Source organism: Caenimonas koreensis DSM 17982 (assembly GCF_009646335.1).
GTDB classification, from domain to species: domain Bacteria; phylum Pseudomonadota; class Gammaproteobacteria; order Burkholderiales; family Burkholderiaceae_C; genus Ramlibacter; species Ramlibacter koreensis.
This window is the reverse complement of record NZ_WJBU01000026.1, coordinates 17,054-41,676: the sequence shown is the minus strand read 5'-3', so window position 1 is coordinate 41,676 and position 24,623 is coordinate 17,054. Positions and strand designations below refer to the sequence as shown.

Genomic DNA, 24,623 nt, shown 5'->3' with positions numbered 1-24,623 from the left:
CCTTACGGGAGTTGGTCATGAGAACTGTTCTTGTGCTTTGTGCGGCCCTCGCAGCTGCTGCTCCGGCCCTGTCGCAAAACCTCGTTGCGCGACAAGGGGAAGACATGATCCGGCTCGCCGATGTACCGTGCGCCAACGCTGGCGTACTGGAGATCGTGCCCGCGCAGTTCCAGTCGGAGTACATGCAGGCGTCAGCGGTGGTGCACGGCCAGACGTTTTCCGCCTGCTGGCGCAAGGCGGGTGCCATGGTGCACCTCGTCTACGAAGATGGCGATCAGGGGCTCGTGCCGTTGACCGACCTGAAGGCTGAACTCCAGGCTTGATGCAGGGCTGGCGGCGCTGCTCACGCGAGCAGCAACGGCAAGTCCTGCATTCGGGCAAAGACAAGAGTGGCGCCTGCCGCGCGCAATGCCTGCGGCGCGTCATGACCCGCTGCGCCGGGGCTGTAGCCAAAGACTGTGGCTCCCGCCGCGACGCCGGCCTTGACGCCCGTCACCGTGTCTTCAACAACCGCACAACGCATGGCATCGGCGCCCAATGCTTTGGCGGCGGCCAGGTAAACATCAGGCGCCGGTTTGGATTGCGGCATTTCATGGCCGCTGAATATGCGGCCCTCGAAGTAGGGCATGAGGCCGCATTTGTGCAGCTGGAGTTCGACCTTGATGCGGTCAGCGCCGGAGGCACAGGCGATTCGCCCGCCAAAAGTGTCATGGATGCGCGCGACCGCGCTGACTGCGCCTTCAATCGCCACCAGTTCACGCATCAGTCCAGCGTTGCGCCGCTCGCGAAACTGCGTCAGCCAGGCATCGGTCAGGGGCTGGCCAGTGCGCTGCTCGATCAGCGCTGCTTCATCTTTCACAGCCTTGCCAACAAAGACGCGCATGCACTCTTCGCGCGTCATCGCCCAACCGAGCTCTTCAAGCATGTCGCGCAGCACACCGTTGGTGATGAGCTCGCTGTCGACGAGCACACCGTCGCAGTCAAAAAGGACGGCATCGAATTTCATGCTATCGGATGTCGCCATCCACGTAGTACCAACGACCCTGTTCGCGCACGAAGCGGCTTCGCTCGTGCAGCCGCACAGCGCGCCCGCCGCCTACGCGGTAACGCGCAACGAACTCCACTTCGGCATGTGTGTCGTCAATGCTGCGGTGATCGCGCACTTCCAGGCCGAGCCATTTGGTGGAAGCGTCGAGCTCAAGCGTTGCCGGGCGCGTGGACGCATGCCAGCTTGCGAGCAACCAATCGCTATCCAGCGCCTCGTACGCTGCATAGCGCGAGCGCATGAGCGCCTCGGCAGTGGTGGGCCATTCAAGCGCCACGATTCACAGCGCGCGATGGATGATGATTTTTTGCACGTCAGACGTGCCCTCGTAGATCTGGCACACGCGCACGTCACGCCAGATGCGCTCGACGGGAAAGTCGTTGACGTAGCCATAGCCGCCCAGCGTCTGGATGGCGGCGCTGCACACCTTCTCGGCCATCTCGCTGGCAAACAGCTTCGCCATGGCGGCTTCTTTCAGGCAGGGCTTGCCTGCATCGCGCAAAGTGGCCGCGTGCCAGATGAGCTGGCGCGCCGCTTCGAGCTGCGTCGCACACTCGGCCAGGCGAAAGCCCACTGCCTGGTGGTTGATGATGGCCGTGCCGAAACTCACGCGGTCTTTCGCATAGGCAATGGCCACATCAAGCGCGCTGCGCGCCATGCCAACGCTTTGCGCTGCAATGCCGATGCGCCCGCCTTCGAGCGACGACAGCGCGATCTTGTAACCCTCGCCTTCCTCGCCGATCAGGTTTTCCGCAGGAATGCGGCAGTTGTCGAAGTTGATCTGCGCAGTGTCGCTGGAGTGCTGGCCGATCTTTTCTTCCAGCCGGGCCACGACATAGCCCGGTGTGTCGGTCGGCACGACAAACGCACTCATGCCCTTCTTGCCGGCGCCTTTGTCCGTGACGGCGATGACCACGGCCAGCTGTCCGTTCTTGCCGCTGGTGATGAACTGCTTGACGCCGTTGATCACCCAGCCGTCGCCCGTCTTGACTGCAGAAGTCTTCAGCGCCGACGCGTCGCTGCCCACATGGGGCTCGGTCAGGCAGAACACGCCAAGCATGTCGCCTTGCGCGAGGGGGGTCAGCCACTTCTTCTTCTGCGCCTCGTTGCCGTAGCGCATGAGGATTGCGTTGACCGGGCAGTTGGTGACGCTGATGGCTGTGCTGGTGCCGCCATCACCCGCAGCGATTTCCTCCAGCACCAGCGCGAGGGTGACGTAGTCGAGGTTCGCGCCGCCATATTCTTCCGGCACGCAAATTCCATAGGCGCCCAGCGCGGCGAGTCCCTTGTGCGCTTCATGCGGAAAGTGGCGGTCGCGATCCCACTGGGGCGCATGCGGCCATAGCTCATCCTGGGCGAAAGCGCGCACCGCGTCGCGGATCATTTCCTGGTCTTGGGTGAGTAACATTTCACGATTGTCCTACGTTGCACGGCCCCGCACGCCTTCACGCCCCGCGCGGATTTCGCAGGCTCGACAATGAAGGTGGGTGCGCAAGTCTGCCGCTCGAGCCGAGTGGGAGATTACCGATGAGCATCCAGCGCCGCAACAATGTGACCGTAACCGGCAACGCCCCGGCGACGATCATGTTCTGCCATGGCTTCGGCTGCGACCAGCACATGTGGAGGCTGATGGCGCCGGCCTACGCGCAGCGCTACCGCACTGTGCTGTTCGACCTGGTCGGCAGCGGCAGCTCCGACCTGGGCACCTATGACTACGACAAGTACGCCACGTTGAACGGCTATGCCGACGACGTCATCGAACTCGCGCGGGAGTTCGGCAGCGGCAAGGTGATCTTCGTGGGCCATTCGGTCAGTGCGACGATCGGCATGCTGGCCAACATCAAGGCACCCGAGCTTTTTGCGGCCCAGGTCATGATCGGGCCGTCACCCTGCTACATCAACGATGGCGACTACGTGGGCGGCTTCGAGCGCAAGGACATTGATGGCCTGCTCGAAACGCTGGAAAGCAACTACCTGGGCTGGTCCAGCACGATGGCACCTGCCATCATGGGCGCACCGGAGCGGCCAGAGCTGGGCATCGAGCTCACCAACAGTTTCTGCCGCACCGACCCCGAGATCGCCAAGCACTTCGCTCGCGTGACGTTCCTGTCGGACCATCGCGCCGACTTGCCCGAACTGAAGGCGCCCACGCTCATCCTGCAATGCAGCGAGGACCTGATTGCACCGCTTGCCGTGGGCCAGTACATGCACCGGCAGTTGCCCGACTCGACGCTCACCATCATCAAGAACCAGGGCCACTGCCCGCACCTGAGCGCGCCGGGCGCCAGCAGCGACGCGATCGACTCATTCCTGATGCAGCGTGGGCTCTAGGGCAGGCATGGCGCACGGTGGCGGGCCCTTTCCCGATTCGCAGTCGGCCATCGAGCATGCGCCGTGCGGCCTGCTGCAGACCGACGCGGACGGCGCGATCGTGTGGAGCAATCGCACGTTCTGCCAATGGGTGGGTTACGGCGCGCAAGAGCTGGTGGGCCAGCGCAGGCTGCAGGACTTGTTCACCGTGGGCGGGCGCATCTTTCACCAGACGCACTGGGCGCCGCTGCTGCAGATCCAGGGCTCCATCGCGGAAGTGAAGCTGGAGATCGTCACACGCAGCGGCGAGCGCTTGCCGATGATCATGAATGCGATTTTGCGCGAGCGCGACGGCCACGTGCAGCAGGAGATCGCAATGTACGTGGCACGTGATCGCGACAAATACGAACGCGAGCTGATCCAGTCGCGCACGAAGCTTGAAGATGCTGTTGCCCAGGCCAACCGTCTTCAGGCCGAGGCCAAAGACCGTGCCCTCTTCGCCGAGCAGATGATGGGCATCGTGAGCCACGACCTTCGCAACCCCCTCTCGGCCATTCACATGGGCGCGGCGCTACTGACCAGGACGGGAGCGACGCAGGAGCAGCAGACGGTGCTCGCGCGCATCACGCGTTCGACAGACCGTGCCAACCGGCTGATATCGGAGTTGCTCGATTTCACGCAGGCGCGTATGGGCAAGGGGCTGGCCGTGACCCGGCAACCCGTGCAATTGCACGCGCTGGTGCGCGAGAGTGTCGAAGAGTTGAAGATGGCCTTTGCGAACCGTGTGCTGCAGCACGAGCAAGGCACGGGAGACGCACCCTGCTATGCAGACCCGGACCGGCTGGTGCAGCTCGTCGGCAACCTGGTCGCCAACGCCATGGCATATGGCAGCCGTGACGCTCCTGTGACTGTGCGCACCTGCGTGGACGGGCCGACTTTTTCCATCACCGTCCACAACCACGGCGAGCCGATCCGCCAGGACCTGCTCGACACGATCTTCCAGCCCATGGTGCGTGGCGAGAATGGAAACGCCAGTGGCCGCAGTGTGGGCCTGGGTCTTTTCATCGTGAGTGAAATCGCGCGCATGCACGGCGGCGCGGTAACGGCCCGCTCGACCCTCGAGGGCGGGACCGAATTCACCGCGCGACTCCAGCGCGAATAACTCGCGCGTCTGGCTGCCCGGTCAGCAGAGCTCGATGGCAACTGCGGTGGCTTCACCGCCGCCGATGCACAGCGTCGCGACGCCGCGTTTGCCGCCACGCGCTTGCAGGGCGTGAATCAACGTCACCAGAATCCGCGCACCCGATGCGCCAATCGGATGGCCCAGCGCGCACGCGCCGCCGTTCACGTTCACGATGTCGTGGCTGACTTTCATCTCCGCCATCAACGCCATCGGCACGACAGCGAATGCTTCGTTGACTTCCCACAGGTCCACATCGCCAACGCTCCAGCCCGCCTTGGCCAACAGCTTTTGCACCGAGCCTATCGGCGCCGTGGTGAACCAGTTCGGCTCCTGCGCATGCATGGCGTGCGCGACGATGCGGGCAATCGGCTTGCTGCCGTACTTCGTGGCGGTCGATTCGCGCATCATCACGAGAGCGGCCGCGCCATCATTGATGGATGAGCTTGATGCGGCGGTGATCGTGCCGTCTTTCTTGAACGCCGGCTTGAGCTGCGTGATCTTGTCGAGCTTGACCTTGCCGGGACCCTCGTCGATGGAGATCACGCGCTCGCCCGCGCGGTCCTTCACCGTCACAGGCGTGATCTCTTTGGCGAACGCACCTGATTCAGTTGCAGCCTTGGCGCGCTTGACGCTCGCTGTGGCGAATGCGTCCTGCGCTTCGCGCGTGAAGTTGTATTTGGCCGCGCAGTCTTCACCAAAGGTGCCCATCGAGCGGCCGGCTTCGTAGGCGTCTTCCAGGCCGTCGAGCATCATGTGGTCGAACACCTTGTCGTGGCCCATGCGATAGCCACCCCGGCCCTTGAGCAGGAGATATGGCGCGTTGGTCATGCTCTCCATGCCGCCAGCGACCATCACCTCATGCGTGCCGGCCAGCAGCATGTCGTGGGCGAACATGGCGGCCTTCATGCCGGAGCCGCACATCTTCGACAGCGTCACTGCACCTGCACTCTTGGGCAAGCCAGCCTTGAATGCTGCCTGGCGCGCTGGTGCCTGGCCCTGGCCGGCCATCAGGCAATTGCCGAACAGCACTTCACCGATCGAGTCGCAGCAGACCCCGGCACGCTCGATGGCGGCCTTGATGGCGGCGCCGCCAAGATCGTGCGCGGCCAGCGCAGAAAAGTCTCCCTGGAAGCCCCCCATGGGGGTGCGGGCGGCGCCGGTGATAACAATGGATTCGGACATGTAAAGCTCCTTTCAGCTTGGCTCTTGAGACTCTTGAAACGTTAGACAGTGAGCAATCCGCCGCGTTCCCCATCGGCAATGCGGCGCAGGTAACTCTGGAATTCGGGGTCTTCACCGCGCAGCAGCAACGGCATGGCATTGCGGAAATCTTCGCGGCGGCACCACTCGCGCATGTAGTCGTCCCAGCTGTTCCAGCGGCGGCGCTCTGTCTCACTCATCCGCTCTTTGTAGGCGACGAGATAGGCGCGCTCGAACAGCGACATCAGCATGTCGAAGATCACGAGCATGCGCTCGTTCTGCTCCGACGTGGGGTTGGCCAGTGGCTCGTTCAGTCGCAGGTGCAAGTCAGGATGGGCGAGCACGATCTTCAGGAAGTCGTTGTACGCATTGGAGAGCAGCTGGTACTGCTCTTCTTCCTCGTTGTCGCGCTCCTTGCGCTGCTCCCACGCGAAAAAGCAGATCGCAAAGGGCAAGCCGAGCGCCGTGACGACAAAGCTCGCGAGCTCCCATGCGTCGCGCGCATTCATGACATCGCCTCACTTGATGTAGCGTTGCCATGCATCACGTTGAAGCGCTTGTCGCGGTCGTACGGAAACACATCGTGCACATAGCCGGCCTGGATGCGCTCCTTCGCGCTTTGCCAGTAGGCGGGGTCGAGCAAGTCGGCGTGGTGGCGCATGAACACTTCGCGCACAGCCGGGTTGCCGAGCAGGAACGGCCCGAATGTTTCGGGGAACACGTCTTTCGGCCCCACGTGATACCAGATCTCGCCAGACATCTCTTCTTCCTCAGTGCGCGCCTGCGGCACCTTGCGGAAGTTCACGTCGGTGATGTATTCGATCTCGTCGTAATCGTAGAACACCACTTTGCCGTTGCGCGTCACGCCGAAGTTCTTCCAGAGCATGTCGCCCGGGAAGATGTTGGCTGCGACGAGGTCTTTGATCGCATTGCCGTATTCGAGCACCGCGCGCTCGATCTGCTCGGCCGCAGGGCCCTGCGAGCCCGCATCGAATGCTTCCTGCAGGTAGATGTTCAACGGGATCATCCGGCGCTCGATGTACAGGTGCTTGATGATCACTTCCTCATGGCCATCGCCATCGCGGTCTGAAATCTCAAGCTGGCTTGGCGCGAACTTGCGGATTTCCTCGATCAGGTCTTCCTCGAAGCGGTCGCGCGCAAAAGCCACTTCGCTGTATTCCAGCGTGTCGGCCATGCGGCCCACACGGTCGTGCTGCTTGACCAGCAGGTACTTGCCCTGGATCTGCTCGCGCGTGGTGTCTTTTTGCGGCGGGTAGTAGTCTTTGATCAGCTTGAAGACATACGGGAACGACGGCAGGTCGAACACCAGCATGACCATGCCCTTGATGCCGGGCGCAATGCGGAACTTGTCGCTCGAGTGCTTCGTGTGATACAGGAAGTCGCGATAGAAGAGCGTCTTGCCCTGCTTGGCCAGGCCCAGCGCGTTGTAGATTTCATTGCGCGGCTTGCGCGGCATGAGCGAGCGCAAAAACTGCACATAGGCCGACGGCACTTCCATGTCCACCATGAAGTACGCGCGCGCAAATGAAAACAGCGCCTGCAGGTCGTCTTCACCGAACAGGCACGCGTCGATGGTGAGCTTGCCGTCTTTGTCGTGCAGCACCGGCAGCACAAACGGCACTTCGCTGAAGCCATTGATGATCTTGCCGACGATGTAGGCGCCCTTGTTGCGGAAGAACAGCGACGTGAGCACCTGGATCTGGAAGTTCGCGCGCAGCTTCGCGCCCTGCATGCGCGCCGACATTTCCTGCAGCACGTAGTTGCTGTCGCGCTCCAGGTCGGCAAAGGGCTTTTGCAGCTGGAAATTGGTGATGATGCGTGTGATCGTCTCGCCCAGCGTTTCGCTGGTGGGGTAGTACGCGCGATACGTCGGCAATGCAGCAGGTTCATCGTTTTCGATGTACTCGGTGCTCACGGCCGGCCGCACAAAAATGAAATCGTTGTGGAAGTGCGTGCGGTGCAGGATCTTGGTCGTGACCGAATTGAAAAACGTTTCGGCCAGTTCGGGCTGGTGGTGATCGACCAGCAGGCCGATGTAGTGCAACTTGACCTGCTGCCACACGTCCATCGGCTGCTCGCCTGCCTTGAATTCCTTTTCGAGCCGTGTCGTCGCTTCCTTGACGCGCAGGTCATAGAACTCGATGCGCTCACGCTGCGCACGTTGCTGGCCGTGCCAGTCGGCCGTTTCGAACCGGTGCTTGGCGCGTGCGGACTCGGTGCGGAACAACCGGTAGTGGCGGTTGAAGCCATCCATCATCGCCTTGGCGATGTCGTAGGCTAACGGCGAGTCGAGGCGCTGGGGAAACATGTCGGTGCCTGCTGCGCGCTAGAGCCGGCTCGCCGTGATGCTTTCAACGGCGGCGCGATACAGGGGTTCGATCTCATCCGGGCTGCTGACCGACATCTTCAGGTCCTGCAGCAGGCCGTCGTGCACGCCGAATGCCCAGCCGTGAATCGTGACCTTCTGGCCTTTGGCCCATGCATCGACCATTACGGTGCTGACGCAGACGTTGACGACTTGCTCGATCACGTTCAGGTCCACCAGCGCGTCGCCGCGCTTGTCCTGGGGCAATGATTCGAGCAGGCTGCGATGGCGGTCGCGCACGTCCTGGATGTGGCGAATCCAGTTGTCGGCCAGTCCGATGCGCCCGCCTGCCAGCGCCGTCATGACGCCACCGCAGCCGTAGTGGCCCACGACCATGATGTGCTCGACCTTGAGCATGTCCACGGCGAACTGGATCGCCGAGAGCGCATTCAGGTCGGAGTGGACAACGATGTTGGCGACGTTGCGATGAACAAAAACTTCGCCAGGCTCCAGCCCCGTGATCTGGTTGGCCGGCACGCGTGAATCGCTGCAGCCGATCCACATGAACTTGGGCGTCTGCTGCTTGGTGAGGCTCGTGAAAAAGCCGGGCCGCGTGCGCTCCATCTCCGCAGCCCATGCGCGGTTGTGTGTAAAGAGATCGTGGATGGACATTTTGGGGAGGTTGAGCGTTGAGCGTTGAGCGTTGGGGGTTGGGGGTTGGGGGTTGGGCTTATGGGTTGGGATTTTCGCTAAACGCCAAACGCCCAACGCTCAACCTCCCGTACAACCTCCCCTACATTGTCTCTGCGAACAACTCGCGCCCGATCAACATGCGGCGGATCTCGCTGGTGCCCGCGCCAATCTCGTAGAGCTTTGCATCGCGCCACAGGCGGCCCAGCGGGTACTCGTTGATGTAGCCATTGCCACCGAAGATCTGTATGCCTTCGCCCGCCATCCACGTTGCCTTTTCTGCGCACCACAGGATCACGCTCGCGCAGTCCTTGCGCACCTGGCGCACGTGCTCGGCGCCCAGCATGTCGAGGTTCTTGCCCACCGTGTAGCAGAAGGCGCGGCCGGCCTGCAGCACGGTGTACATGTCGGCAACCTTGCCCTGGATGAGCTGGAACTCGCCGATGCTCTGGCCGAACTGCTTGCGGTCGTGCGTGTACGGCACCACGTTATCCATCACGGCTTGCATGATGCCGATGGGGCCCGCGGCGAGGACGGCGCGCTCGTAGTCCAACCCGGACATGAGCACTTTGGCGCCACCGTTGAGCGCACCCAGCACGTTCGACGCGGGCACTTCAACGTTGTTGAACACCATCTCGCCGGTGTGCGAGCCGCGCATGCCCAGCTTGTCGAGCTTTTGCGCGGTGGAAAAGCCCTTCATGCCCTTCTCGACGATGAACGCTGTCACGCCGCGCGCGCCGAGTTCGGGCTCGGTCTTGGCATAGACGACCATCGTGTCGGCATCGGGGCCGTTGGTGATCCACATCTTCGTGCCGTTGAGCACGTAGTAGCCGCCCTTTTCCTCAGCCTTGAGCTTCATCGAAATCACGTCGCTGCCCGCGCCGGGCTCGCTCATCGCCAATGCGCCCACATGTTCGCCCGAGATCAGTTTGGGCAGGAAGCGCTTTTTCTGGTCGTCCGTGCCGTTGCGCTTGAGCTGGTTCACGCACAGGTTGGAGTGCGCGCCGTAGGACAAGCCGACCGAAGCTGATGCGCGGGAGATTTCTTCCATTGCGATCATGTGCGCCAGGTAGCCCATGTTCGCGCCGCCATATTCCTCCGGCACCGTGATGCCCAGCACGCCCAGCTCGCCCATCTTGCGCCACAGGTCCATCGGGAACTGGTCGCTTCGATCGATCTCGGCGGCGCGCGGCGCGATCTGCGCTTCGGCGAAAGAGCGCACGGCGTCGCGCAGCGCGTCGATGTCTTCGCCGAGCTGGAAGTTAAGGCCTGGAAGATTCATGGGGTTGTCTCCTGCTGGATGTGTTCGTCTTCTTCGATGTCAGTGCTTGATGCCGTCGCGCCCGACCACGGCCATCAGCGTGCAACCCATGGTCGCGATCAGTTTTTGCTTGCCGGCGTCGATGGCATAGGCCCGGCCTTCCGCCACCGTGACGGTCCGCCCGGGCTTGATGACGACGCCTTCCATGCGAAAACGCTCACCTTTGGCGGGCGCCAGCAAGTTGATTTTGTACTCGATCGTCAAGACGGCCGCCTCAACGGGCATCAGGGTGAACGCGCAGTAGCCGCAGGCGGAATCGAGCGCGGTGGCCAGCATGCCGGCGTGCAGGAATCCGTGTTGCTGGGTCAGTGCCTGCGCCCAGCGCAGCTCGATATGGACGACGCCCGGCTCGACTTTGGTGAGCGTGGCGCCGATGGTCTTCATCGCGTCTTGCCGCTCGAAGCTCGCGCGCACGCGGTTGGCGAAGTCAGTGTCTTGCGGATCGAAACGCGGATCGGCCATCGCGCAGCCCCTGGAGTACGTTGATTGACGGCGACGCCATTGATTGACGTTTACGTAAACGTCAATTATGCCCGCGATTTTTCGGCGCGTGCCAGCAGCACCCGCGCCTCTTTCTCGTGCACTTTCACCTCATCGAGGTTGGCTTGCAGGTCAGCCATCTGCTCCTCGATCTGCTTGCGGTGCAGCGCCAGCACGGCCAGGAACTTCTTCAGCTGCGGCCCCGTGTCGCGCGGCGAGTCGTACATGTCGATGATCTCGCGCGCTTCAGTGAGCGACAGGCCCAGGCGCTTGGCACGCAGCGTGAGCTTCAGGCGGGTGCGGTCGCGCGGGCTGTACACCCGGTTGCGCCCGCCCGGGCCGGACCGCTCGGGCTGCAGCAGGCCCATGTCTTCATAAAAGCGCATGGCGCGCGTGGTGAGGTCGAATTCTTTCGCCAGGTCGCTGATGGTGTAGGTCGTCGGGCTTGCAGGCATAAGTGTTCGTGTACTTCACGGGACATGAGGGGCATGGCCCCGTCCCTACAATGTGATTACATATGACGTTTACGTCAACGTCAATCATCCCTTTGCGCAGGCTCCATGAACGCTCTTGAACAACGGCTGGACTATCCGTTCGGCGACACCCTCCCCGCGCTGGGCGACACGCTGGAGGTCGCGCCGGGCGTCAGGTGGATCCGCATGGCGCTGCCCTTCCAGCTGGATCACATCAATCTCTGGCTGCTTCGCGACCGCATCGACGGGCGAGACGGCTGGACGGTGATCGACACCTGCATTTCACGCGACGAATCCAAGGCGCAGTGGGAGACGATTTTTTCGACGCAGCTGGCCGGCCTGCCCATCCTGCGCGTGATCGTCACGCACATGCACCCCGACCACATGGGTAACGCCGCGTGGCTGTGCGAACGCTGGAATGCGCCGCTGTGGATCAGCGCGACCGACTACAACGTGGCGCGGCTGGCAACGCACAACATGTCCGCCTTCGGTGGCGAGCATTCGGCGAACTTCTTCGCTGCGAACGGCCTCGTCGATCCCGAATCGCTTGCGAAGATCCGCGCGCGGGTGAACTACTACCCGTCGATGGTTCCTTCGGTGCCGGACACGTTTCGCCGCATGCAGGATGGCGATGTCATTCGCATTGGCGGGCGTGACTGGCGCTGTATCAGCGGCTACGGCCACGCGCCGGAACACATTGCGCTTTATTGCGATGACCTGCACGTGCTCGTCTCCGGCGACATGATGCTGCCGCGGATTTCCACCAACGTGAGCGTGCACGACATCGAGCCGGAATCGAATCCGCTGCAGCAGTTTCTCGATTCGATCGACAAGTTTGCGCCGCTGCCCGCCGACACACTCACGCTGCCTTCGCACGGCAAGCCGTTTCGCGGCCTGCACGAGCGCATCACGCAGCTGCACGACCACCATCGCGACCGGCTCGCTGAAGTGCTGCAGGCCAGTGCCACGTCACCGCTATCGGGCTTTGACGCAATGGGCATCATTTTCAGGCGCGCGCTCGACCTGCATCAAACGACTTTCGCGATGGGCGAGGCCGTCGCGCATTTGCACGCACTGTGGTTCACGGGGCAGCTCGACCGCGCCAAAGATGCCGCAGGCGTGTGGCGCTTTTCGCGGGCCGCGTCTACTGCGACTCAGCCATCTTCCACGTAGGCGGCGGCGAGTCTCCCAGCGTGAAGAAGAAGGTCGTGCCCGCACCTTCGCGCGACTCAACCCACACCCGGCCCTGATGGCGCGCGACGATGCGGCGCACTGTGGCCAGGCCAATGCCGGTGCCTGGAAATTCCTTGTCGGTGTGCAGCCTCTGGAAGGCGACGAAGAGTTTGTCGGCATAGGCCATGTCGAAGCCCACGCCGTTGTCACGCACGAAGAACACGCCGTCCCGCCGCCCGACTTCCACGCGCGCATCACCTCGCTCAGAGGAAAACTTCCAGGCGTTGCCCAGCAGGTTTTCGAGCGCGATGCGCAGCAGGCGCGCGTCGCCTTGCGCTGAAAGCCCGTCCTCGACAGTCACTTGCACGGATCGCTTTGGGTGCTGCTCCTGCAGCTCGGCGGCCAGTTCGCGCGCAAGCCCCGTGATGTTCACCGGGCCCCATACCAGCGTCGAGCGCGCAACGCGTGCGAGCGACAGCAGGCCCTCGATCAGCTGCTCCATCTTCACGACGCCAGCCTGGATGCGGGCGAGGTAGTGCCGCGAGCGCTCGTCACCGCTGTCGCCCAGCCTGGCATTGAGCGCCTGGCTGAATCCGGCGATGGCACCCAGCGGGGCGCGCAGGTCATGCGACACGGAATAGGAGAAAGCTTCCAGCTCCTGGTTCGATGCGCGCAAAGCGCGTTCGATGGACTTCAGGCCCGTGATGTCCGCGTCGATACCGACCCAGAACATCACCTCTCCCTGGTCGTCCAGCACGGGCGTGCCGCGATAGGACGTCGTGTGATATGTGCCGTCTTTGGCGCGAAGCCGGCGCACGCCTGCGAACGGTGTCAGCGCGGCCTGTGAGTGCCGCCAGTTCGAGGCCACCGCGGCCCGGTCGTCCGGGTGGATCGCGCCGATGCCGCTGCGCCCGAGCCAGTCTTGCGGCGTGCCGCCAACCAGTTCGTACCACGCCTGATTCAGGAATGTCAGCCGGGTGCCGCTCGCATCAGTGTTCCACACAACCTCCGGCGCCTGCTCGGCCAGGGTGCGGTACAGCGCCTCTTGTCGCGTGAGCTCTGCTGTGCGTTCGGCAATGCGCGCTTCGAGCCCGGCGTTGAGCTCGTACAGGTCGTTTTCGCGCTCGCGCAACTCCGTGACGTCGGTGCACACCACGAGCGCGCCTGCTATTCCCTGCGGGCCGCGAATTGGCTGGTAGCTCGCCTGCAACATGCGCCCCTGGGGTACCAGCGAGTTGCGAACGAAGATGGGGAGCTGCCCGCCGCTTTCGCCTCGAAGGCCACGCGCCATGGGCACGTCATTGGCGTGGTAGATCGTCTTGCCATCCGGATGGAACAGGCCCCACGTCTGCGCCCGCGTCGCTGCAGTGACGTGGGCACTCAACGGAAACAACTGCTGCGCGGCCTGGTTGTGCATCAGGATCCGGCCGTAGTTGTCCATGGCGACCAGTGCTTCCTGCATGCTGTTGACGACCTGGTCCAGCATTTCGTAGGCGGCGCGATTTCGCTCCAGCTCGCTTTCCAGATCGTGTTGGCGCAGCTGCAGGGACTCGGCCATCAGGTTGAATGCACCGCCAATGCGGCCAAAGTCGCCGCGACTCGTGCGCGCCTGAAGCGGGACACGGGCGTCGAGCTCGCCGCGCTCGAGCCGCTGCACAACACCCAGGATCTGGCGCGCGGGCTGCACGAAGATCCGCCCGCCAATGATCCACGCGCCGGATGCCGCCAGCAGCAGGCCCATTGCAATCACGAGAATCTCGGTTCGCAGTGCGTCGCCCGATGCGCCCGCGATGTCGGCGCGCGACATGCTGACGATGGCCACCCACCGCTCAGCGCCGATTTGCCGGGTCGTGGCGAAACCGTACAGCCGATGCTGGCCCGCCTCATCGTCCAGTTCAGTGACACCTGCACCTGCAAGCAAGGCGCGCTGGACGATTGCGAGGTGCGCGCTGCCCACCGCACTGGCAGGCACGCTGGCCGGCGCGCTGGCAGGCACGCTGGCCGGCGCACTGGGCAGCGCCGGGTTGGACATCAGCGGCGCGCCGCGCCCGTCGAGCACCATCACTCGGGCGCTCGTCGGCAGCTCGATGCGCGAGAGCGACTTGGAAGCGCGCTCGAGGTCCAGCGTGGCAAAAACGACGCTTACCATCCGCTGGCCATCCATCACCGGCCGCACGAACGGGATCACGAAGCGCCCTGTCAGGCGCCCGATGATCGGCTCGCCCATGACGAACTGCTGCGTCTTGAGCACTTCGCGGAAATACGGGCGGTCGTGAATGTTGAACTTGACGCCGCGCCCGTTCGCATTGCACTGCACATCGCCGTTCAGGTCGGCGATTCCGATGTTGGAATAAACCGGGAAGCGGTCGCGAAGCGATTCGAAGTAACGGTCGCAGGCGGGACGATCAACGGCGCGGAACTGATCCATGGCGCTCATCGCGCCGAGCAGGTGCTCCACCGCCTCGATCGTGCGGTCCTGGCCTGAAGCCACCAGGGACGCGGCCAGCTGCAGCTGGCCGCGAATGCGCTGCTCAGCCTCGGCTGCTTCGCGCGTCGTGAACCAAAGAGACAGGACGGCCAGCGGCACCACCGCAGCAAGCACCAAGGCTGCCAGGCGCACCTGCAAGCTAGTCGAACCCCACATGTGTGCCCTCCCTGTCAAAACTAAGGCATCGTTCGGCCCAGTGTAAGGCCGTGCTGGGCATCGCTACCAGGGAGGAAGTGTTTCCTGCTTGAGCTGGCCGCGCAGCTGCGCGTAGTCGGGCACGACGGTGCTGACGGTTTCCCAGAAGCGCGGGCTGTGGTCCATGACGCGCAGATGGCTCAGCTCATGCGCGACCACGTAGTCCACGACAGGCAAGCGGAAATGGATGAGTCGCCAGTTCAGCCGGATCAGTCCATCCGCGTGCGCGGTGCCCCAGCGTGTGCCGGCATTGCTGAGCACGAGCTTGCGCCACTTCACGCCGAGCAGCGGCGCATAGTGATCGAGCCGCTCGGTAAACAACCGCTTGGCCTGCTTCATCAGCCAGGCCTGCACAGCATCGCGCACTTGCGACTCGCTCGCGGCATGCGGCAGGCCGACATGCAGGGTGTGGCGCGGCATGCCGGGCAGTGCCTCGCCATCGGTGTTGAGCACGGCGCCGGCTTCGCTGAAGTTGTGGCGCGGATCGAGCACCACGATGACGTCCTCGCCCATGTACGGAAACGTCGCGCCGTCTTTCCATTCGATGCGCGCCGATTCGATGCGCCGGTGCCGCTCGTGCGACTCGTCAAGCTTCTTCAGGATCCACGCCGACTTGCTCTTCACCGCCGCATCCACTTCGGTGAGCGACACCCACCGGGGCGCGCTCACGGTGAGGCCTTCAGGCCCCACGCTGAAGCCGATGCTGCGGCGCTTGCGCCGCACGAATTCGAAGGCGACGACGGAGTCGCCGATCAACGCCTCGCGGTTGGCGCGTGGATGCCGAAATGACGCAGGCTGCAACACGTCGTCGAAGTGTTCGCCGGGAATGTAGGGTTGCGCCGGTGCGGCTGGCGTGGCCGTGGCGGGTGTCTGCGCGGATGAAACTGGCAGTGAGGGCTGTGCGCGATGGCGCTGGCGGCGCGGCGCGGGTGTGGCCGGCTCGGCGGCAGGCGCGGTATCGAACAGATCGAGGGTGAACTGCAACAGCCGGTGCATGGGGTTTGAGTGTAATCGGCGCGTGCGCTGCCCTGCAGGGCGCACGCTTGTTCAGGGCGCTCTGAAAGAGCCCCCCGACCAATGTGACTTAAGCGTAAGCCTCCGGATCAAGCCGGTGCATCTCGGACTCGATCCATGCCTCCACCTCACGCATCAACTCTTCAGGCGCCCGGCCTTCGCTCGGGATCGGCTTGCCGATGACCACATCGACCACGCCGGGATGCTTGATGAACGCCTTGCGCGGCCACACGCGCGCTGAATTGACGGCAATCGGAATCACGGGCGCGCCGGTCTCGCACGCCAGACGCGTGCCGCCCGTTTTGTAAGTGCCCTTTTGCCCGCGCGGAATGCGCGTGCCCTCGGGAAACATGATGACCCACACGCCTTGCGCCAGCAAACGCCGGCCTTGATCGACCACCTTGTTGAACGCCTGCGCACGCGCACTGCGGTCAATGTGAATCATGTCCATGCGGCCCATGGCCCAGCCGAAGAACGGCACGAAGATCAGCTCACGCTTGAACACATACGCCAGCGGATGCGGCATCAGCGTGGGGATCAGGAAAGTCTCAAGCGTGGACTGGTGCTTGACGAGCAGGATGGCCGGGCTTGTCTTGCCCACGGGCAGGTTCTCGTAGCCCGTCACACGCACTTCAATGCCGAGGATGCCGCGGCCGATCGGGCCTGCTGCCCACACCAGCCACTGCTGCGCCTTCCACCACATCTGCTCGCCATTGCTCCAGGTGGACGACACGACCATCCAGATGCCCCACGGAATCACGGTGACAAGCATCCACAGCGCGTGGACAAGCGAACGGATCAGCGGCATGGGATTCAGGCGGTGGGGGACGTGGGTTTGGCAACGGGCTGCCTGGAGATCAGCCAGTCGGCGAAAGCGGCGAGGTCTTCGTGCACGATCGTGCCGGCGGGGAACGTCTCGGGCAGCTGGCGGCCACGGAACTCCGCACCCTTGCCGGTGAGCACGAGATGCGGCTCGCAGCCTGCAGCGACGCCGCCTTGCAGGTCACGCAGGCCGTCGCCCACCACGGGGGTGCCATTGAGCTCAATGCCAAAGCGCTCGCCGATCTGCTCGAACAGGCCTGGCAAGGGCTTGCGGCACGTGCAGTTGTCATCAGGCGTGTGCGGGCAATAGAAGACCGCGTCGATGCGCCCGCCCTGCGCCGCCAGCATCTTGTGCATCTTGGCGTGCATGGCATTGAGCGATGCGACATCGAAGAGACCGCGCCCGAGGCCCGACTGGTTCGAGGCGATCACCGCATGCCAGCCGGCGTGATTCAGGCGTGCAATGGCTTCGAGCGCGCCGGGCAGCGGCGTCCATTCCTCGGGCGACTTGATGAAGTCGTCGCTGTCGGCATTGATGGTTCCGTCGCGGTCGAGGATGACGAGCTTCATGGTGTGTCGAACTTAGGACGCAGGCGCTAGGAGGCAAGGCGTGACAGGTCGGCCACGCGATTCATCGCCTGATGCACCGTCGCGAGCAAACCAAGCCGATTGAGGCGCAAATCCATTTCCTCTGCATTGACCATCACGCCGTCAAAGAATGCATCGACTGTGTCGCGCAGCTGTGCGAGCGTTTGAAGCGAGCCGGTGTAGTCGCCTGCTTCAAACTGCGCAAGCGCTTGCGGCGCCACCTTCTGCGTCATGGTGTGCAGCGCCTTCTCGGCGTCTTCCTTCAACAGGGCCGCACTCACATGCGCATCGGCCTTCTCGGCTTTCTTCAGGATGTTGCCGATGCGTTTGTTGGCAGCAGCTAGTGCGGGCGCTTCGGGCAAAGCAGCGAATGCGCGCACGGCGGCCAGGCGCTGGGCCACGTCGCCCAGGCGCTGCGGCCGCAAAGCCAGCACCGCATCGACTTCCTGTGCGCTGTAGCCCTGGTCGCGCAGCGTGCCCGCCAGGCGGTCGAAGATGAAGTCGGCGAGCAGCTCTTGCGTCTTGGCATCTGCTTGCGGGAACAGCGCGACGGCATGCGAGAGCAGCTCGTGCAAGGACAGCGGCAAGTCCTTTTCGATCAGCATGCGCACGATGCCCAGCGCGTGGCGGCGCAGCGCAAAGGGGTCTTTGTCGCCAGTGGGCAACTGGCCGATGGCAAACAAGCCTGCAAGTGTTTCAAGCTTGTCGGCAAGCGCCGTGGCAACGCCTGTCTGGTTGCGCGGCAACTCGTCGCCAGCAAACCGCGGCTTGTAGTGGTCTTCGATCGCGTCTGCGACGTCTTGCAAAAGGCCGTCGTTGAGCGCGTAGTAGCGGCCCATGATGCCTTGCAGTTCAGGGAACTCGCCAACCATGTCCGTCACTAGATCAGCCTTCGCCAACTGAGCCGCTTGATCAGCCTGCTGGGCCAGGTCATGGCCGCCAAGTTGTGTGGCAATCGCAGTGGCCAGCTTGCGCACGCGCTCAACCCGCTCGCCTTGCGTGCCCAGCTTGTTGTGATACACGACCTTGGCCAGGCCCGCGACACGCGACGCGAGCGTCTTCTTTCGGTCCTGGTCGAAGAAGAACTTCGCGTCGGCCAGGCGCGGGCGCACCACACGCTCGTTGCCGCCGACCACGGCGCTCGCATCGGCGGGGCTGATATTGCTCACGACGAGAAAGCGGTTCGTGAGCTTGCCAGTGGCGTCGAGCAACGGAAAGTATTTCTGGTTGGCCTTCATCGTCAGGATGAGGCATTCCTGCGGCACATCGAGAAACTCTTTCTCGAATTCGCACGTGAGGACGTTCGGTCGCTCGACGAGTGCGGTGACCTCATCGAGCAGCGCGTCGTCGTCGATAGCGCGTGCACCGTTGCCGACTTTCGATGCGGCTGCAGCCAGCTGGCGGACGATGTCCGCGCGGCGCTGCGCAAAGCTTGCAATCACGGCGCCATCTCTTTCAAGCGTCGCCGCGTAGTCGTCAGCGTGCTTGATCACAACGGGGTCAACAGTCGCCTCGAAGCGATGGCCGTGCGTGATGGTGCCGGCCTTCAGGCCCAGTGCCTCGATGGCCACCACATCGCTGCCATGCAAGGCGAGCAGCGAATGCGCGGGGCGCACGAACTTCACGTCGGTCCAGCCGTCGGCGAGTTGGTACGTCATCACCTTCGGGATGGGTAGCTTGGCAACCGATTCGTTGAATGCTTTTTGCAGGGCTTCGGCCAGTGTGGCGCCCTTGACGTTGCTTTCGTAGAAGAGCGCCTCGGCCTTGCCGTCCATCGCGCGCTTCAGGCTCGCGACCGCAGACGCGTCTGCGCCGAGCGCCTGCAGCTTCTTCGTGAGTGCAGGTGTCGGATTGCCTGCGGCGTCGAGGCCGACGCTCACGGGCATCAGCTTTTGCGAGACAGCCTTGTCGGCGCCCTGCGACGCTACCTGCGTGACGTGCGCGCCCAGACGGCGCGGTGATGCAAACGACGTGAGCTTCGAATCAGCGCCCGCAAGGCCCTGTGCCTTGATCTGCTCGAACAGCACGCCGGCAAACGCCTCGCCGAGTTTCTTCAACGCCTTGGGCGGAAGTTCCTCGACGAACAATTCAATGAGAAGGTTCTGTGTTGCCATGACTTCAGGCCGCCTTCTTGTTCATTGGGTCGACCCACTCGCGCGGCGCCATGGGAAAGCCCAGCCGCTCGCGGCTTTCGTAGTAGCTCTGCGCGACAGCACGGGCCAGGTTGCGGATGCGGCCGATATAGGCAGCGCGTTCTGTCACGCTGATCGCGCCACGTGCGTCGAGCAAATTGAAACTGTGCGCGGCCTTGAGCACTTGCTCATAGGCCGGCAATGCGAGCTGCTGCTCCATCAAGTACTTCGCCTGCTTCTCGTGCGCCGTGAAGGCGGTGAACAGGAAGTCCTGGTCGCTGTGCTCGAAGTTGTACGTGGACTGCTCGACTTCGTTTTGCTTGTAAACGTCGCCATACGACAGGCCTTGCGTCCACTCCAGGTTGTAGACGTTGTCCACGCCCTGCAGGTACATCGCCAGGCGCTCCAGGCCGTAAGTGATCTCCCCCGTGATCGGCTTGCAGTCGATGCCGCCGACTTGCTGGAAGTACGTGAACTGCGTGACTTCCATGCCGTTGAGCCACACCTCCCAGCCCAGGCCCCAGGCGCCGAGCGTCGGGTTTTCCCAATCGTCTTCGACAAAGCGGATGTCGTTCTTCTTCAGGTCGAAGCCCAATGCTTCCAGTGAGCCGAGGTACAGCTCGAGGATGTTCGCGGGCGCGGGTTTGAGAACAACCTGGTACTGGTAGTAGTGCTGCAGACGGTTGGGGTTCTCGCCGTAGCGGCCGTCCTTGGGCCGGCGGCTGGGCTGCACATAGGCGGCCTTCCATGGCTCGGGCCCGAGCGCGCGCAGGAAAGTGGCGGTGTGGGATGTGCCCGCGCCGACTTCCATGTCGTAGGGCTGGAGCAGTGCGCAACCCTGTTTGTCCCAATAGGACTGCAGCGAGAGGATGATTTGCTGGAAGGTCAACATGGTGGTGAAGTGGGGCCGCAATCAGCGGGTCTTGGCCCGGCATGTGAACCGGAAATGGAACCGGCAAATGGGCGATGCGCCCGCGTAAACACTCGATTTTACGGCTCCAGACTGGTTTAACCTTCAGCCCCTGGGAGGTCAAGGCATGACGACGCAGCAAATCATCCTGAGCCTGGTGCTCGCCACAATGGTGTTTTCCGTGGCGCTTGAACTGCGGCTGGACGATTTCCGCCGTGTCGCGCAAACGCCGCGTGCCGTCATCTGCGGGCTGATTCCGCAGTTCATCCTGCTGCCCGTGGGCACATGGCTGGCCACCCTCGCGCTCGACCTGCCCCCGAATGTGGAGGCCGCCATGATTCTTGTCGCCGCCTGCCCGGGTGGCAGCCTGAGCAACGTGATCACGCATTTCGGGCGCGGCAATACGGCACTGTCGGTGAGCGTCTCGGCAGTCGCGGCGTTGATGGCGCTGGTCCTCACGCCATTCAATTTCAGCTGGATGGTGGCGAGCAACCCTGTCACGGCTTCGTGGCTGCGCACGCTGAGCATCGACGCCTCCGAGATCTGGATCAGCTTGCTGCTGCTGCTCGCGATCCCGATGGCGCTCGGGCTGGCATTCGGCCACCGGCTGCCGCTGCTCACAGCCCGCATCCAGAAACCGTTGGCCAATTTTTCGCTGATGGCGCTGCTGGCGTTCATCGTCGTGGGCCTGATCAAGGAACGGCAGCTGCTGACGTTGGGGCTGCTCTCGACCCTGCTGATCGTCATCGTGCACAACGCCAGCGGCCTGTTCTTCGGATGGGCGACGAGCAAAGCGATGGGCGTCTCGGTGCGCGACCGGCGCGCGGTGATGATCGAAGGCGGCATGCAGAACTCGGGGCTCGCGCTGGGCATCATCGCCGTTCAATTCAACTCCGACCTCGGCATGGTGACCATCGCCAGCCTGTGGGGCATCTGGCACATCGTGAGCGGCCTGGCCTGCGCCTATTTCTGGCGCTGGCAGGACGGCCGTGCACGCAAAGGGGAGCCGCAGCATGCTTGATCTTCTGATTCGCGGCGGCACCGTTGCCGACGGCAATGGTGGCGAGCCATTCACCGCTGATGTGGGCGTGCGCGATGGACTGATTGTGGAAGTCGGCAAGATCACCTCGCCAGCGCGTGAGACCGTCGATGCGAGCGGTGCGTGGGTCACGCCGGGCTTCGTCGATATTCACACGCACTACGACGGGCAGGCGACGTGGGACGAAAACTTCAGCCCCAGCATCCACCACGGCGTGACCACGGTCGTGATGGGCAATTGCGGCGTGGGTTTTGCGCCGGTGCGGCCAGGCGGCGAAGACGGCCTGATCAAGCTGATGGAAGGTGTGGAAGACATTCCGGGCGCGGCGCTGCATGAAGGCATCCGCTGGAACTGGCAGTCGTTTCCGCAGTACATGGATGCGCTCGAGCGCGAGGCGCGCAGCCTCGACTACCTCGTGCAGGTGCCGCACGACCCACTGCGCATGTACGTGATGGGCGAGCGTGCCGTGGCCGGGGAGGCCGCGACACTGGCAGACATCGTGACAATGCGCGCGCTCTTGCGCGATGCGCTCATCGCCGGTGCTGTGGGCTTTAGCACCGGGCGCAGCGACAACCATCGCACGGCGGAAGGCAAAGAGACGCCGGCTGCCGAGGCGAGCGCCGCCGAGCTGACAGGCATTGCGCGCGCCTTCGAGGATCTGCGCCACGGCGTCGTGCAGATGGTGAGCGACTTCGACCTGATGCAGGGCCCACAGCGCTTCGATGCGGAGTTCGATCTCGTCGAGCAACTCGCCGTCGCGTCGCAGCGCCCCGTGTCGATGACGTGGTTGCAGCGCGACCCGGGCGGCGAGCAGGTGGTCGCCATTCAACAGCGCGCCGAAGCCGCCGTTGAGCGCGGCTTGCCGCTGTACCTGCAGACCGCTCCGCGCGGCATTGGCGTGATCAATGGCCTGGACGCGAGCTTTCATCCGTTCATGGGCTTTCCGGGCTACAAGGCCATCGCGCATCTGCCGCTGGCCCAGCGCGCTGCCGCCATGCGGATTCCGGCGCGCAAGGCGCGCATCCTCTCGGAAAAGTCGGACCGGCTGGCGGGTGATGGCACGCCGATTCCGCCGCTGGTCGATGTGCTGCTGGCACGCATCGAAATGATTTCAGGGCGCATGTTCCCGCTCGACGGCCGGCTTGATTACGAGCCGAGCGTGATGCAGAGTTTTCTCGTGCGCGCCAAGCAGCGCGGCGTGTCGGCGCTGGAGGCGCTGTACGACTGGTTCAGCGAAGGCGACGGCAGCAACCTCGTCTACTTCCCGATCTTCAACTACAACGACGGCACCTTGAATCCTGTGCGCAAGATGCTCGATCACCCTCGCGCTCTGTTTGGACTGAGCGATGCCGGCGCGCATGTCGGCACGGTGTGCGACGCGAGCTTCACCACCTTCATGCTCACGCACTGGGTTCGCGACCGCGCCCAGGACAAGATTCCGCTGGGCCGTGCCGTAGAGATGATGTCGGCACGCAATGCCCGCTACCTGCGCCTTGTCGATCGCGGCGTGATTTCGCCAGGTATGCGTGCGGACATCAATGTGATCGATCCGCAGCGCCTGAACATGGGCATGCCGCAACTCGTGCGCGACCTGCCCGCTGGCGGGCGGCGCTTCCTGCAGAAGGCAGAAGGCTATGCGGGCACGTGGGTGCGAGGCGAAGCGGTTGCGCGCGAAGGCGAAATCACGCAGGCACGCCCGGGCAGGCTGGTGCGGATGCGCTAGCCGCCAGTGACCCGGCGCCGCCACGCAGCCAACCCCGTCATCCCCAAGGCGAGCAGCCAGAACGGCCACAGCCCGAGTTGCGACACCCACGCCGCGTAGGGTGTGATATGGGTGCGGCCATCGACTTCGCCGGTGAGCACGCCGCGCGTCATGCGCGCAAGCGAATGTGTCACACGGCCGCGGTGGTCAATGATCACGGTGGCGCCTGTGTTGGTTGCGCGCAGCATGGGCCGCTGGAATTCCAGCGAGCGCATGCGGCTGATCTGCAGGTGCTGGTCAATGGCCGTGCTGTCGCCAAACCAGCCGATGTTGCTCACGTTCGCAAAAATGGTGGGCGCACTCTCGGGCTGCGCGAATCGAACGCCGAGCTCTTCGCCGAACAGGTCTTCGTAGCAGATGTTGGGCGCGATGCGCTGGCCCTGCCACTCGAACGACGGCTGCGTGAGCGAGCCGCGGTTGAAGTCGCCCAATGGAATGCTCATCATCTGCACGAACCACTTGAACAGCGGCGGGATGAATTCGCCGAACGGCACGAGGTGATGCTTGTCGTAGCGATAGGGCTGGGCGCCGGCTTTGAACGCAAGCGCCGAGTTCGTGTAACCGTCACGGAAACTGCCTAGCGGTATGCCCACCAGTGCGGCCTGGTCACCCTTGGAAAAACGCTGGGTGACGGCGTCGAGATAGCCCTCAGGCAATTGCTGCGGCAGCATCGGGATGGCAGTTTCGGGCGCGACCGTCAGGCTCGCCTTCGTATCGCGCAGCTGCACGCCGTACCACTCCAGTGCAAGAGGGATGCCGGAGCCGCTTTCGAACTTCTCGTCTTGCGGAATGTTCCCCTGCAGCAGCGCGACGGTGAGCTTGGGCTGTGTGGTTGCGCCGTCTGCCGGCACCGCTACCAGGTTGCCTGCGGCGATGACTGCGACGGCCAGGCCCGGTGCGACCCAGCCCGTCCACCTTGGCGCCGGCATTGCCATGGCCAGTTGCGCGAGCAGGCAAGCGAGCCATGCAGCAACCAGTGTGATGCCGTGAACGCCCACATACGGCGCGAGAAATGCGAGCGGCCCGTCCACATGTGCGTAACCGCCCTCACCCCACGGAAAACCCGTGAACAACGTGACACGCAGCAGCTCCGCCGCAAGCCAGACGCACGCAAAGAGCAACGCATCAATGCCGCGGTTGCCGCTGTGCAGCCCGCGGATCACGGCGCCTGCGAGCGCGCAATAGAGTGACAGAAACGCGGCGAGGCCTAGCACCGCCATGGCCGCGAGCGGCGCCGCCAGACCGCCGTAGGTGTGCATGGAAATGAACAGCCACCACCAGGTGCCGACGAGCCATGCCGTGCCGAATGCCCAGGCTCGCATCGCTGCCGGCTTCCAGTTCGGTGTGGCAGCAATGCTCCATGCGATGACGGCGAGCGACAGGATCTGCAGCCACCATTGCGGTTGGCCGTCCCATGGCGCGGCAATCGACATCGCCTGTGCCACTCCCGCCAGCATGGCGATGGCAATGTG

The 24,623-nt window shown here is 63.6% G+C and carries 22 protein-coding genes and 1 pseudogene; 6 read left to right on the top strand and 17 right to left on the bottom strand.

All coding sequences use genetic code 11. The features are described from left to right. The first annotated feature begins 17 nt into the window (after positions 1–17). A complete protein-coding gene (locus GHT07_RS19885) occupies positions 18–323 on the top strand; it encodes a hypothetical protein (protein WP_153586850.1) in 306 nt (101 codons plus the stop codon). A gap of 20 nt (positions 324–343) precedes the next feature. Here the strand turns inward: GHT07_RS19885 and GHT07_RS19880 are convergent, their stop codons facing one another. The 3 genes and pseudogenes from GHT07_RS19880 to GHT07_RS19870 all read right to left on the bottom strand — a co-directional run bounded on the left by GHT07_RS19880 (position 344) and on the right by GHT07_RS19870 (position 2,453). After that, positions 344–1,006 (bottom strand): HAD family hydrolase, encoded by a 663-nt coding sequence (locus tag GHT07_RS19880; RefSeq protein WP_153586849.1) that lies wholly within the window; start codon positions 1,004–1,006, stop codon positions 344–346. Between the two features lies 1 nt (position 1,007). Further along, positions 1,008–1,298, bottom strand: a pseudogene (locus tag GHT07_RS19875) (YchJ family protein); the annotation flags it as partial. A 27-nt stretch (positions 1,299–1,325) separates the two neighbouring features. Next, the gene (locus GHT07_RS19870; protein ID WP_153586848.1) at positions 1,326–2,453 is read right to left on the bottom strand and encodes an acyl-CoA dehydrogenase family protein; all 1,128 of its coding nucleotides are present in this window, start codon (positions 2,451–2,453) and stop codon (positions 1,326–1,328) included. Between the two features lie 119 nt (positions 2,454–2,572). On the opposite strand from GHT07_RS19870, the gene GHT07_RS19865 reads away from it, so the two are divergent. Continuing rightward, positions 2,573–3,376: an alpha/beta fold hydrolase gene (locus tag GHT07_RS19865; protein ID WP_153586847.1), complete on the top strand. Its 804-nt coding sequence runs from the start codon at positions 2,573–2,575 to the stop codon at positions 3,374–3,376. After that, positions 3,366–4,517 (top strand): PAS domain-containing sensor histidine kinase, encoded by a 1,152-nt coding sequence (locus GHT07_RS19860; protein ID WP_323741030.1) that lies wholly within the window; start codon positions 3,366–3,368, stop codon positions 4,515–4,517. The genes GHT07_RS19865 and GHT07_RS19860 overlap by 11 nt, the downstream gene beginning before the upstream one ends. Before the next feature lie 21 nt (positions 4,518–4,538). On the opposite strand, the gene GHT07_RS19855 is transcribed toward GHT07_RS19860, so the two are convergent. The 7 genes from GHT07_RS19855 to GHT07_RS19825 all read right to left on the bottom strand — a co-directional run bounded on the left by GHT07_RS19855 (position 4,539) and on the right by GHT07_RS19825 (position 11,010). Continuing rightward, on the bottom strand, positions 4,539–5,720 hold the full coding sequence (locus GHT07_RS19855; protein WP_153586846.1) for an acetyl-CoA C-acyltransferase: 1,182 nt from the start codon (positions 5,718–5,720) through the stop codon (positions 4,539–4,541). Between the two features lie 41 nt (positions 5,721–5,761). Further along, entirely contained in the window at positions 5,762–6,247 is a 486-nt protein-coding gene (locus tag GHT07_RS19850) for a hypothetical protein (RefSeq protein ID WP_153586845.1), read from the bottom strand. Then, on the bottom strand, positions 6,244–8,067 hold the full coding sequence (aceK, locus tag GHT07_RS19845; RefSeq protein WP_153586844.1) for a bifunctional isocitrate dehydrogenase kinase/phosphatase: 1,824 nt from the start codon (positions 8,065–8,067) through the stop codon (positions 6,244–6,246). Before aceK ends, GHT07_RS19850 begins: the two co-directional genes overlap by 4 nt. 18 nt (positions 8,068–8,085) lie before the next feature. Further along, positions 8,086–8,736 (bottom strand): carbonate dehydratase, encoded by a 651-nt coding sequence (gene can / locus GHT07_RS19840; RefSeq protein WP_153586843.1) that lies wholly within the window; start codon positions 8,734–8,736, stop codon positions 8,086–8,088. Between the two features lie 121 nt (positions 8,737–8,857). Continuing rightward, on the bottom strand, positions 8,858–10,036 hold the full coding sequence (locus GHT07_RS19835; protein WP_153586842.1) for an isovaleryl-CoA dehydrogenase: 1,179 nt from the start codon (positions 10,034–10,036) through the stop codon (positions 8,858–8,860). 39 nt (positions 10,037–10,075) lie between these two features. After that, positions 10,076–10,537 (bottom strand): PaaI family thioesterase, encoded by a 462-nt coding sequence (locus GHT07_RS19830; protein ID WP_153586841.1) that lies wholly within the window; start codon positions 10,535–10,537, stop codon positions 10,076–10,078. Between the two features lie 65 nt (positions 10,538–10,602). After that, positions 10,603–11,010 (bottom strand): MerR family transcriptional regulator, encoded by a 408-nt coding sequence (locus tag GHT07_RS19825; RefSeq protein WP_153586840.1) that lies wholly within the window; start codon positions 11,008–11,010, stop codon positions 10,603–10,605. A gap of 105 nt (positions 11,011–11,115) precedes the next feature. On the opposite strand from GHT07_RS19825, the gene GHT07_RS19820 reads away from it, so the two are divergent. After that, on the top strand, positions 11,116–12,201 hold the full coding sequence (locus GHT07_RS19820) for an MBL fold metallo-hydrolase (RefSeq protein WP_153586839.1): 1,086 nt from the start codon (positions 11,116–11,118) through the stop codon (positions 12,199–12,201). Here the strand turns inward: GHT07_RS19820 and GHT07_RS19815 are convergent. The 6 genes from GHT07_RS19815 to glyQ all read right to left on the bottom strand — a co-directional run bounded on the left by GHT07_RS19815 (position 12,173) and on the right by glyQ (position 20,332). After that, positions 12,173–14,845 carry an ATP-binding protein gene (locus GHT07_RS19815; RefSeq protein WP_153586838.1) on the bottom strand — a complete coding sequence of 891 codons (2,673 nt, stop codon included), beginning with the start codon at positions 14,843–14,845 and terminating at the stop codon, positions 12,173–12,175. The genes GHT07_RS19820 and GHT07_RS19815 overlap by 29 nt on opposite strands. Positions 14,846–14,908: 63 nt before the next feature. Continuing rightward, positions 14,909–15,880: a M48 family metallopeptidase gene (locus GHT07_RS19810; protein ID WP_153586837.1), complete on the bottom strand. Its 972-nt coding sequence runs from the start codon at positions 15,878–15,880 to the stop codon at positions 14,909–14,911. An 88-nt stretch (positions 15,881–15,968) separates the two neighbouring features. Next, positions 15,969–16,706 (bottom strand): lysophospholipid acyltransferase family protein, encoded by a 738-nt coding sequence (locus tag GHT07_RS19805; protein WP_153586836.1) that lies wholly within the window; start codon positions 16,704–16,706, stop codon positions 15,969–15,971. 5 nt (positions 16,707–16,711) lie between these two features. Beyond that, positions 16,712–17,290, bottom strand: coding sequence for a D-glycero-beta-D-manno-heptose 1,7-bisphosphate 7-phosphatase (gene gmhB / locus GHT07_RS19800; protein ID WP_153586835.1), 579 nt, complete (start codon positions 17,288–17,290; stop codon positions 16,712–16,714). 26 nt (positions 17,291–17,316) lie between these two features. Beyond that, on the bottom strand, positions 17,317–19,422 hold the full coding sequence (gene glyS, locus GHT07_RS19795; protein ID WP_153586834.1) for a glycine--tRNA ligase subunit beta: 2,106 nt from the start codon (positions 19,420–19,422) through the stop codon (positions 17,317–17,319). A gap of 4 nt (positions 19,423–19,426) precedes the next feature. After that, entirely contained in the window at positions 19,427–20,332 is a 906-nt protein-coding gene (gene glyQ, locus GHT07_RS19790) for a glycine--tRNA ligase subunit alpha (RefSeq protein WP_153586833.1), read from the bottom strand. A gap of 145 nt (positions 20,333–20,477) precedes the next feature. Between glyQ and GHT07_RS19785 the strand changes: the two genes are divergently transcribed. Both GHT07_RS19785 and GHT07_RS19780 read left to right on the top strand, forming a co-directional pair. Then, positions 20,478–21,371 carry a bile acid:sodium symporter family protein gene (locus tag GHT07_RS19785; protein WP_153586832.1) on the top strand — a complete coding sequence of 298 codons (894 nt, stop codon included), beginning with the start codon at positions 20,478–20,480 and terminating at the stop codon, positions 21,369–21,371. Next, positions 21,364–23,112 carry an N-acyl-D-amino-acid deacylase family protein gene (locus GHT07_RS19780; RefSeq protein ID WP_153586831.1) on the top strand — a complete coding sequence of 583 codons (1,749 nt, stop codon included), beginning with the start codon at positions 21,364–21,366 and terminating at the stop codon, positions 23,110–23,112. Before GHT07_RS19785 ends, GHT07_RS19780 begins: the two co-directional genes overlap by 8 nt. On the opposite strand, the gene lnt is transcribed toward GHT07_RS19780, so the two are convergent. Beyond that, entirely contained in the window at positions 23,109–24,608 is a 1,500-nt protein-coding gene (lnt, locus tag GHT07_RS19775; RefSeq protein WP_153586869.1) for an apolipoprotein N-acyltransferase, read from the bottom strand. The genes GHT07_RS19780 and lnt overlap by 4 nt on opposite strands. Positions 24,609–24,623: the final 15 nt, after the last annotated feature.

Coding starts and splice junctions, on each gene's coding strand:
- GHT07_RS19815 (WP_153586838.1), bottom strand. CDS start 14,845: ATGTGGGGTTCGACTAGCTTGCAGGTGCGCCTGGCAGCCTTGGTGCTT.
- GHT07_RS19825 (WP_153586840.1), bottom strand. CDS start 11,010: ATGCCTGCAAGCCCGACGACCTACACCATCAGCGACCTGGCGAAAGAA.
- GHT07_RS19855 (WP_153586846.1), bottom strand. CDS start 5,720: ATGTCCGAATCCATTGTTATCACCGGCGCCGCCCGCACCCCCATGGGG.
- GHT07_RS19820 (WP_153586839.1), top strand. CDS start 11,116: ATGAACGCTCTTGAACAACGGCTGGACTATCCGTTCGGCGACACCCTC.
- GHT07_RS19785 (WP_153586832.1), top strand. CDS start 20,478: ATGACGACGCAGCAAATCATCCTGAGCCTGGTGCTCGCCACAATGGTG.
- GHT07_RS19805 (WP_153586836.1), bottom strand. CDS start 16,706: ATGCCGCTGATCCGTTCGCTTGTCCACGCGCTGTGGATGCTTGTCACC.
- can (WP_153586843.1), bottom strand. CDS start 8,736: ATGTCCATCCACGATCTCTTTACACACAACCGCGCATGGGCTGCGGAG.
- glyQ (WP_153586833.1), bottom strand. CDS start 20,332: ATGTTGACCTTCCAGCAAATCATCCTCTCGCTGCAGTCCTATTGGGAC.
- GHT07_RS19835 (WP_153586842.1), bottom strand. CDS start 10,036: ATGAATCTTCCAGGCCTTAACTTCCAGCTCGGCGAAGACATCGACGCG.
- GHT07_RS19865 (WP_153586847.1), top strand. CDS start 2,573: ATGAGCATCCAGCGCCGCAACAATGTGACCGTAACCGGCAACGCCCCG.
- GHT07_RS19850 (WP_153586845.1), bottom strand. CDS start 6,247: ATGAATGCGCGCGACGCATGGGAGCTCGCGAGCTTTGTCGTCACGGCG.
- lnt (WP_153586869.1), bottom strand. CDS start 24,608: ATGCTGGCGGGAGTGGCACAGGCGATGTCGATTGCCGCGCCATGGGAC.
- aceK (WP_153586844.1), bottom strand. CDS start 8,067: ATGTTTCCCCAGCGCCTCGACTCGCCGTTAGCCTACGACATCGCCAAG.
- GHT07_RS19810 (WP_153586837.1), bottom strand. CDS start 15,880: ATGCACCGGCTGTTGCAGTTCACCCTCGATCTGTTCGATACCGCGCCT.
- GHT07_RS19885 (WP_153586850.1), top strand. CDS start 18: ATGAGAACTGTTCTTGTGCTTTGTGCGGCCCTCGCAGCTGCTGCTCCG.
- glyS (WP_153586834.1), bottom strand. CDS start 19,422: ATGGCAACACAGAACCTTCTCATTGAATTGTTCGTCGAGGAACTTCCG.
- gmhB (WP_153586835.1), bottom strand. CDS start 17,290: ATGAAGCTCGTCATCCTCGACCGCGACGGAACCATCAATGCCGACAGC.
- GHT07_RS19780 (WP_153586831.1), top strand. CDS start 21,364: ATGCTTGATCTTCTGATTCGCGGCGGCACCGTTGCCGACGGCAATGGT.
- GHT07_RS19870 (WP_153586848.1), bottom strand. CDS start 2,453: ATGTTACTCACCCAAGACCAGGAAATGATCCGCGACGCGGTGCGCGCT.
- GHT07_RS19880 (WP_153586849.1), bottom strand. CDS start 1,006: ATGAAATTCGATGCCGTCCTTTTTGACTGCGACGGTGTGCTCGTCGAC.
- GHT07_RS19830 (WP_153586841.1), bottom strand. CDS start 10,537: ATGGCCGATCCGCGTTTCGATCCGCAAGACACTGACTTCGCCAACCGC.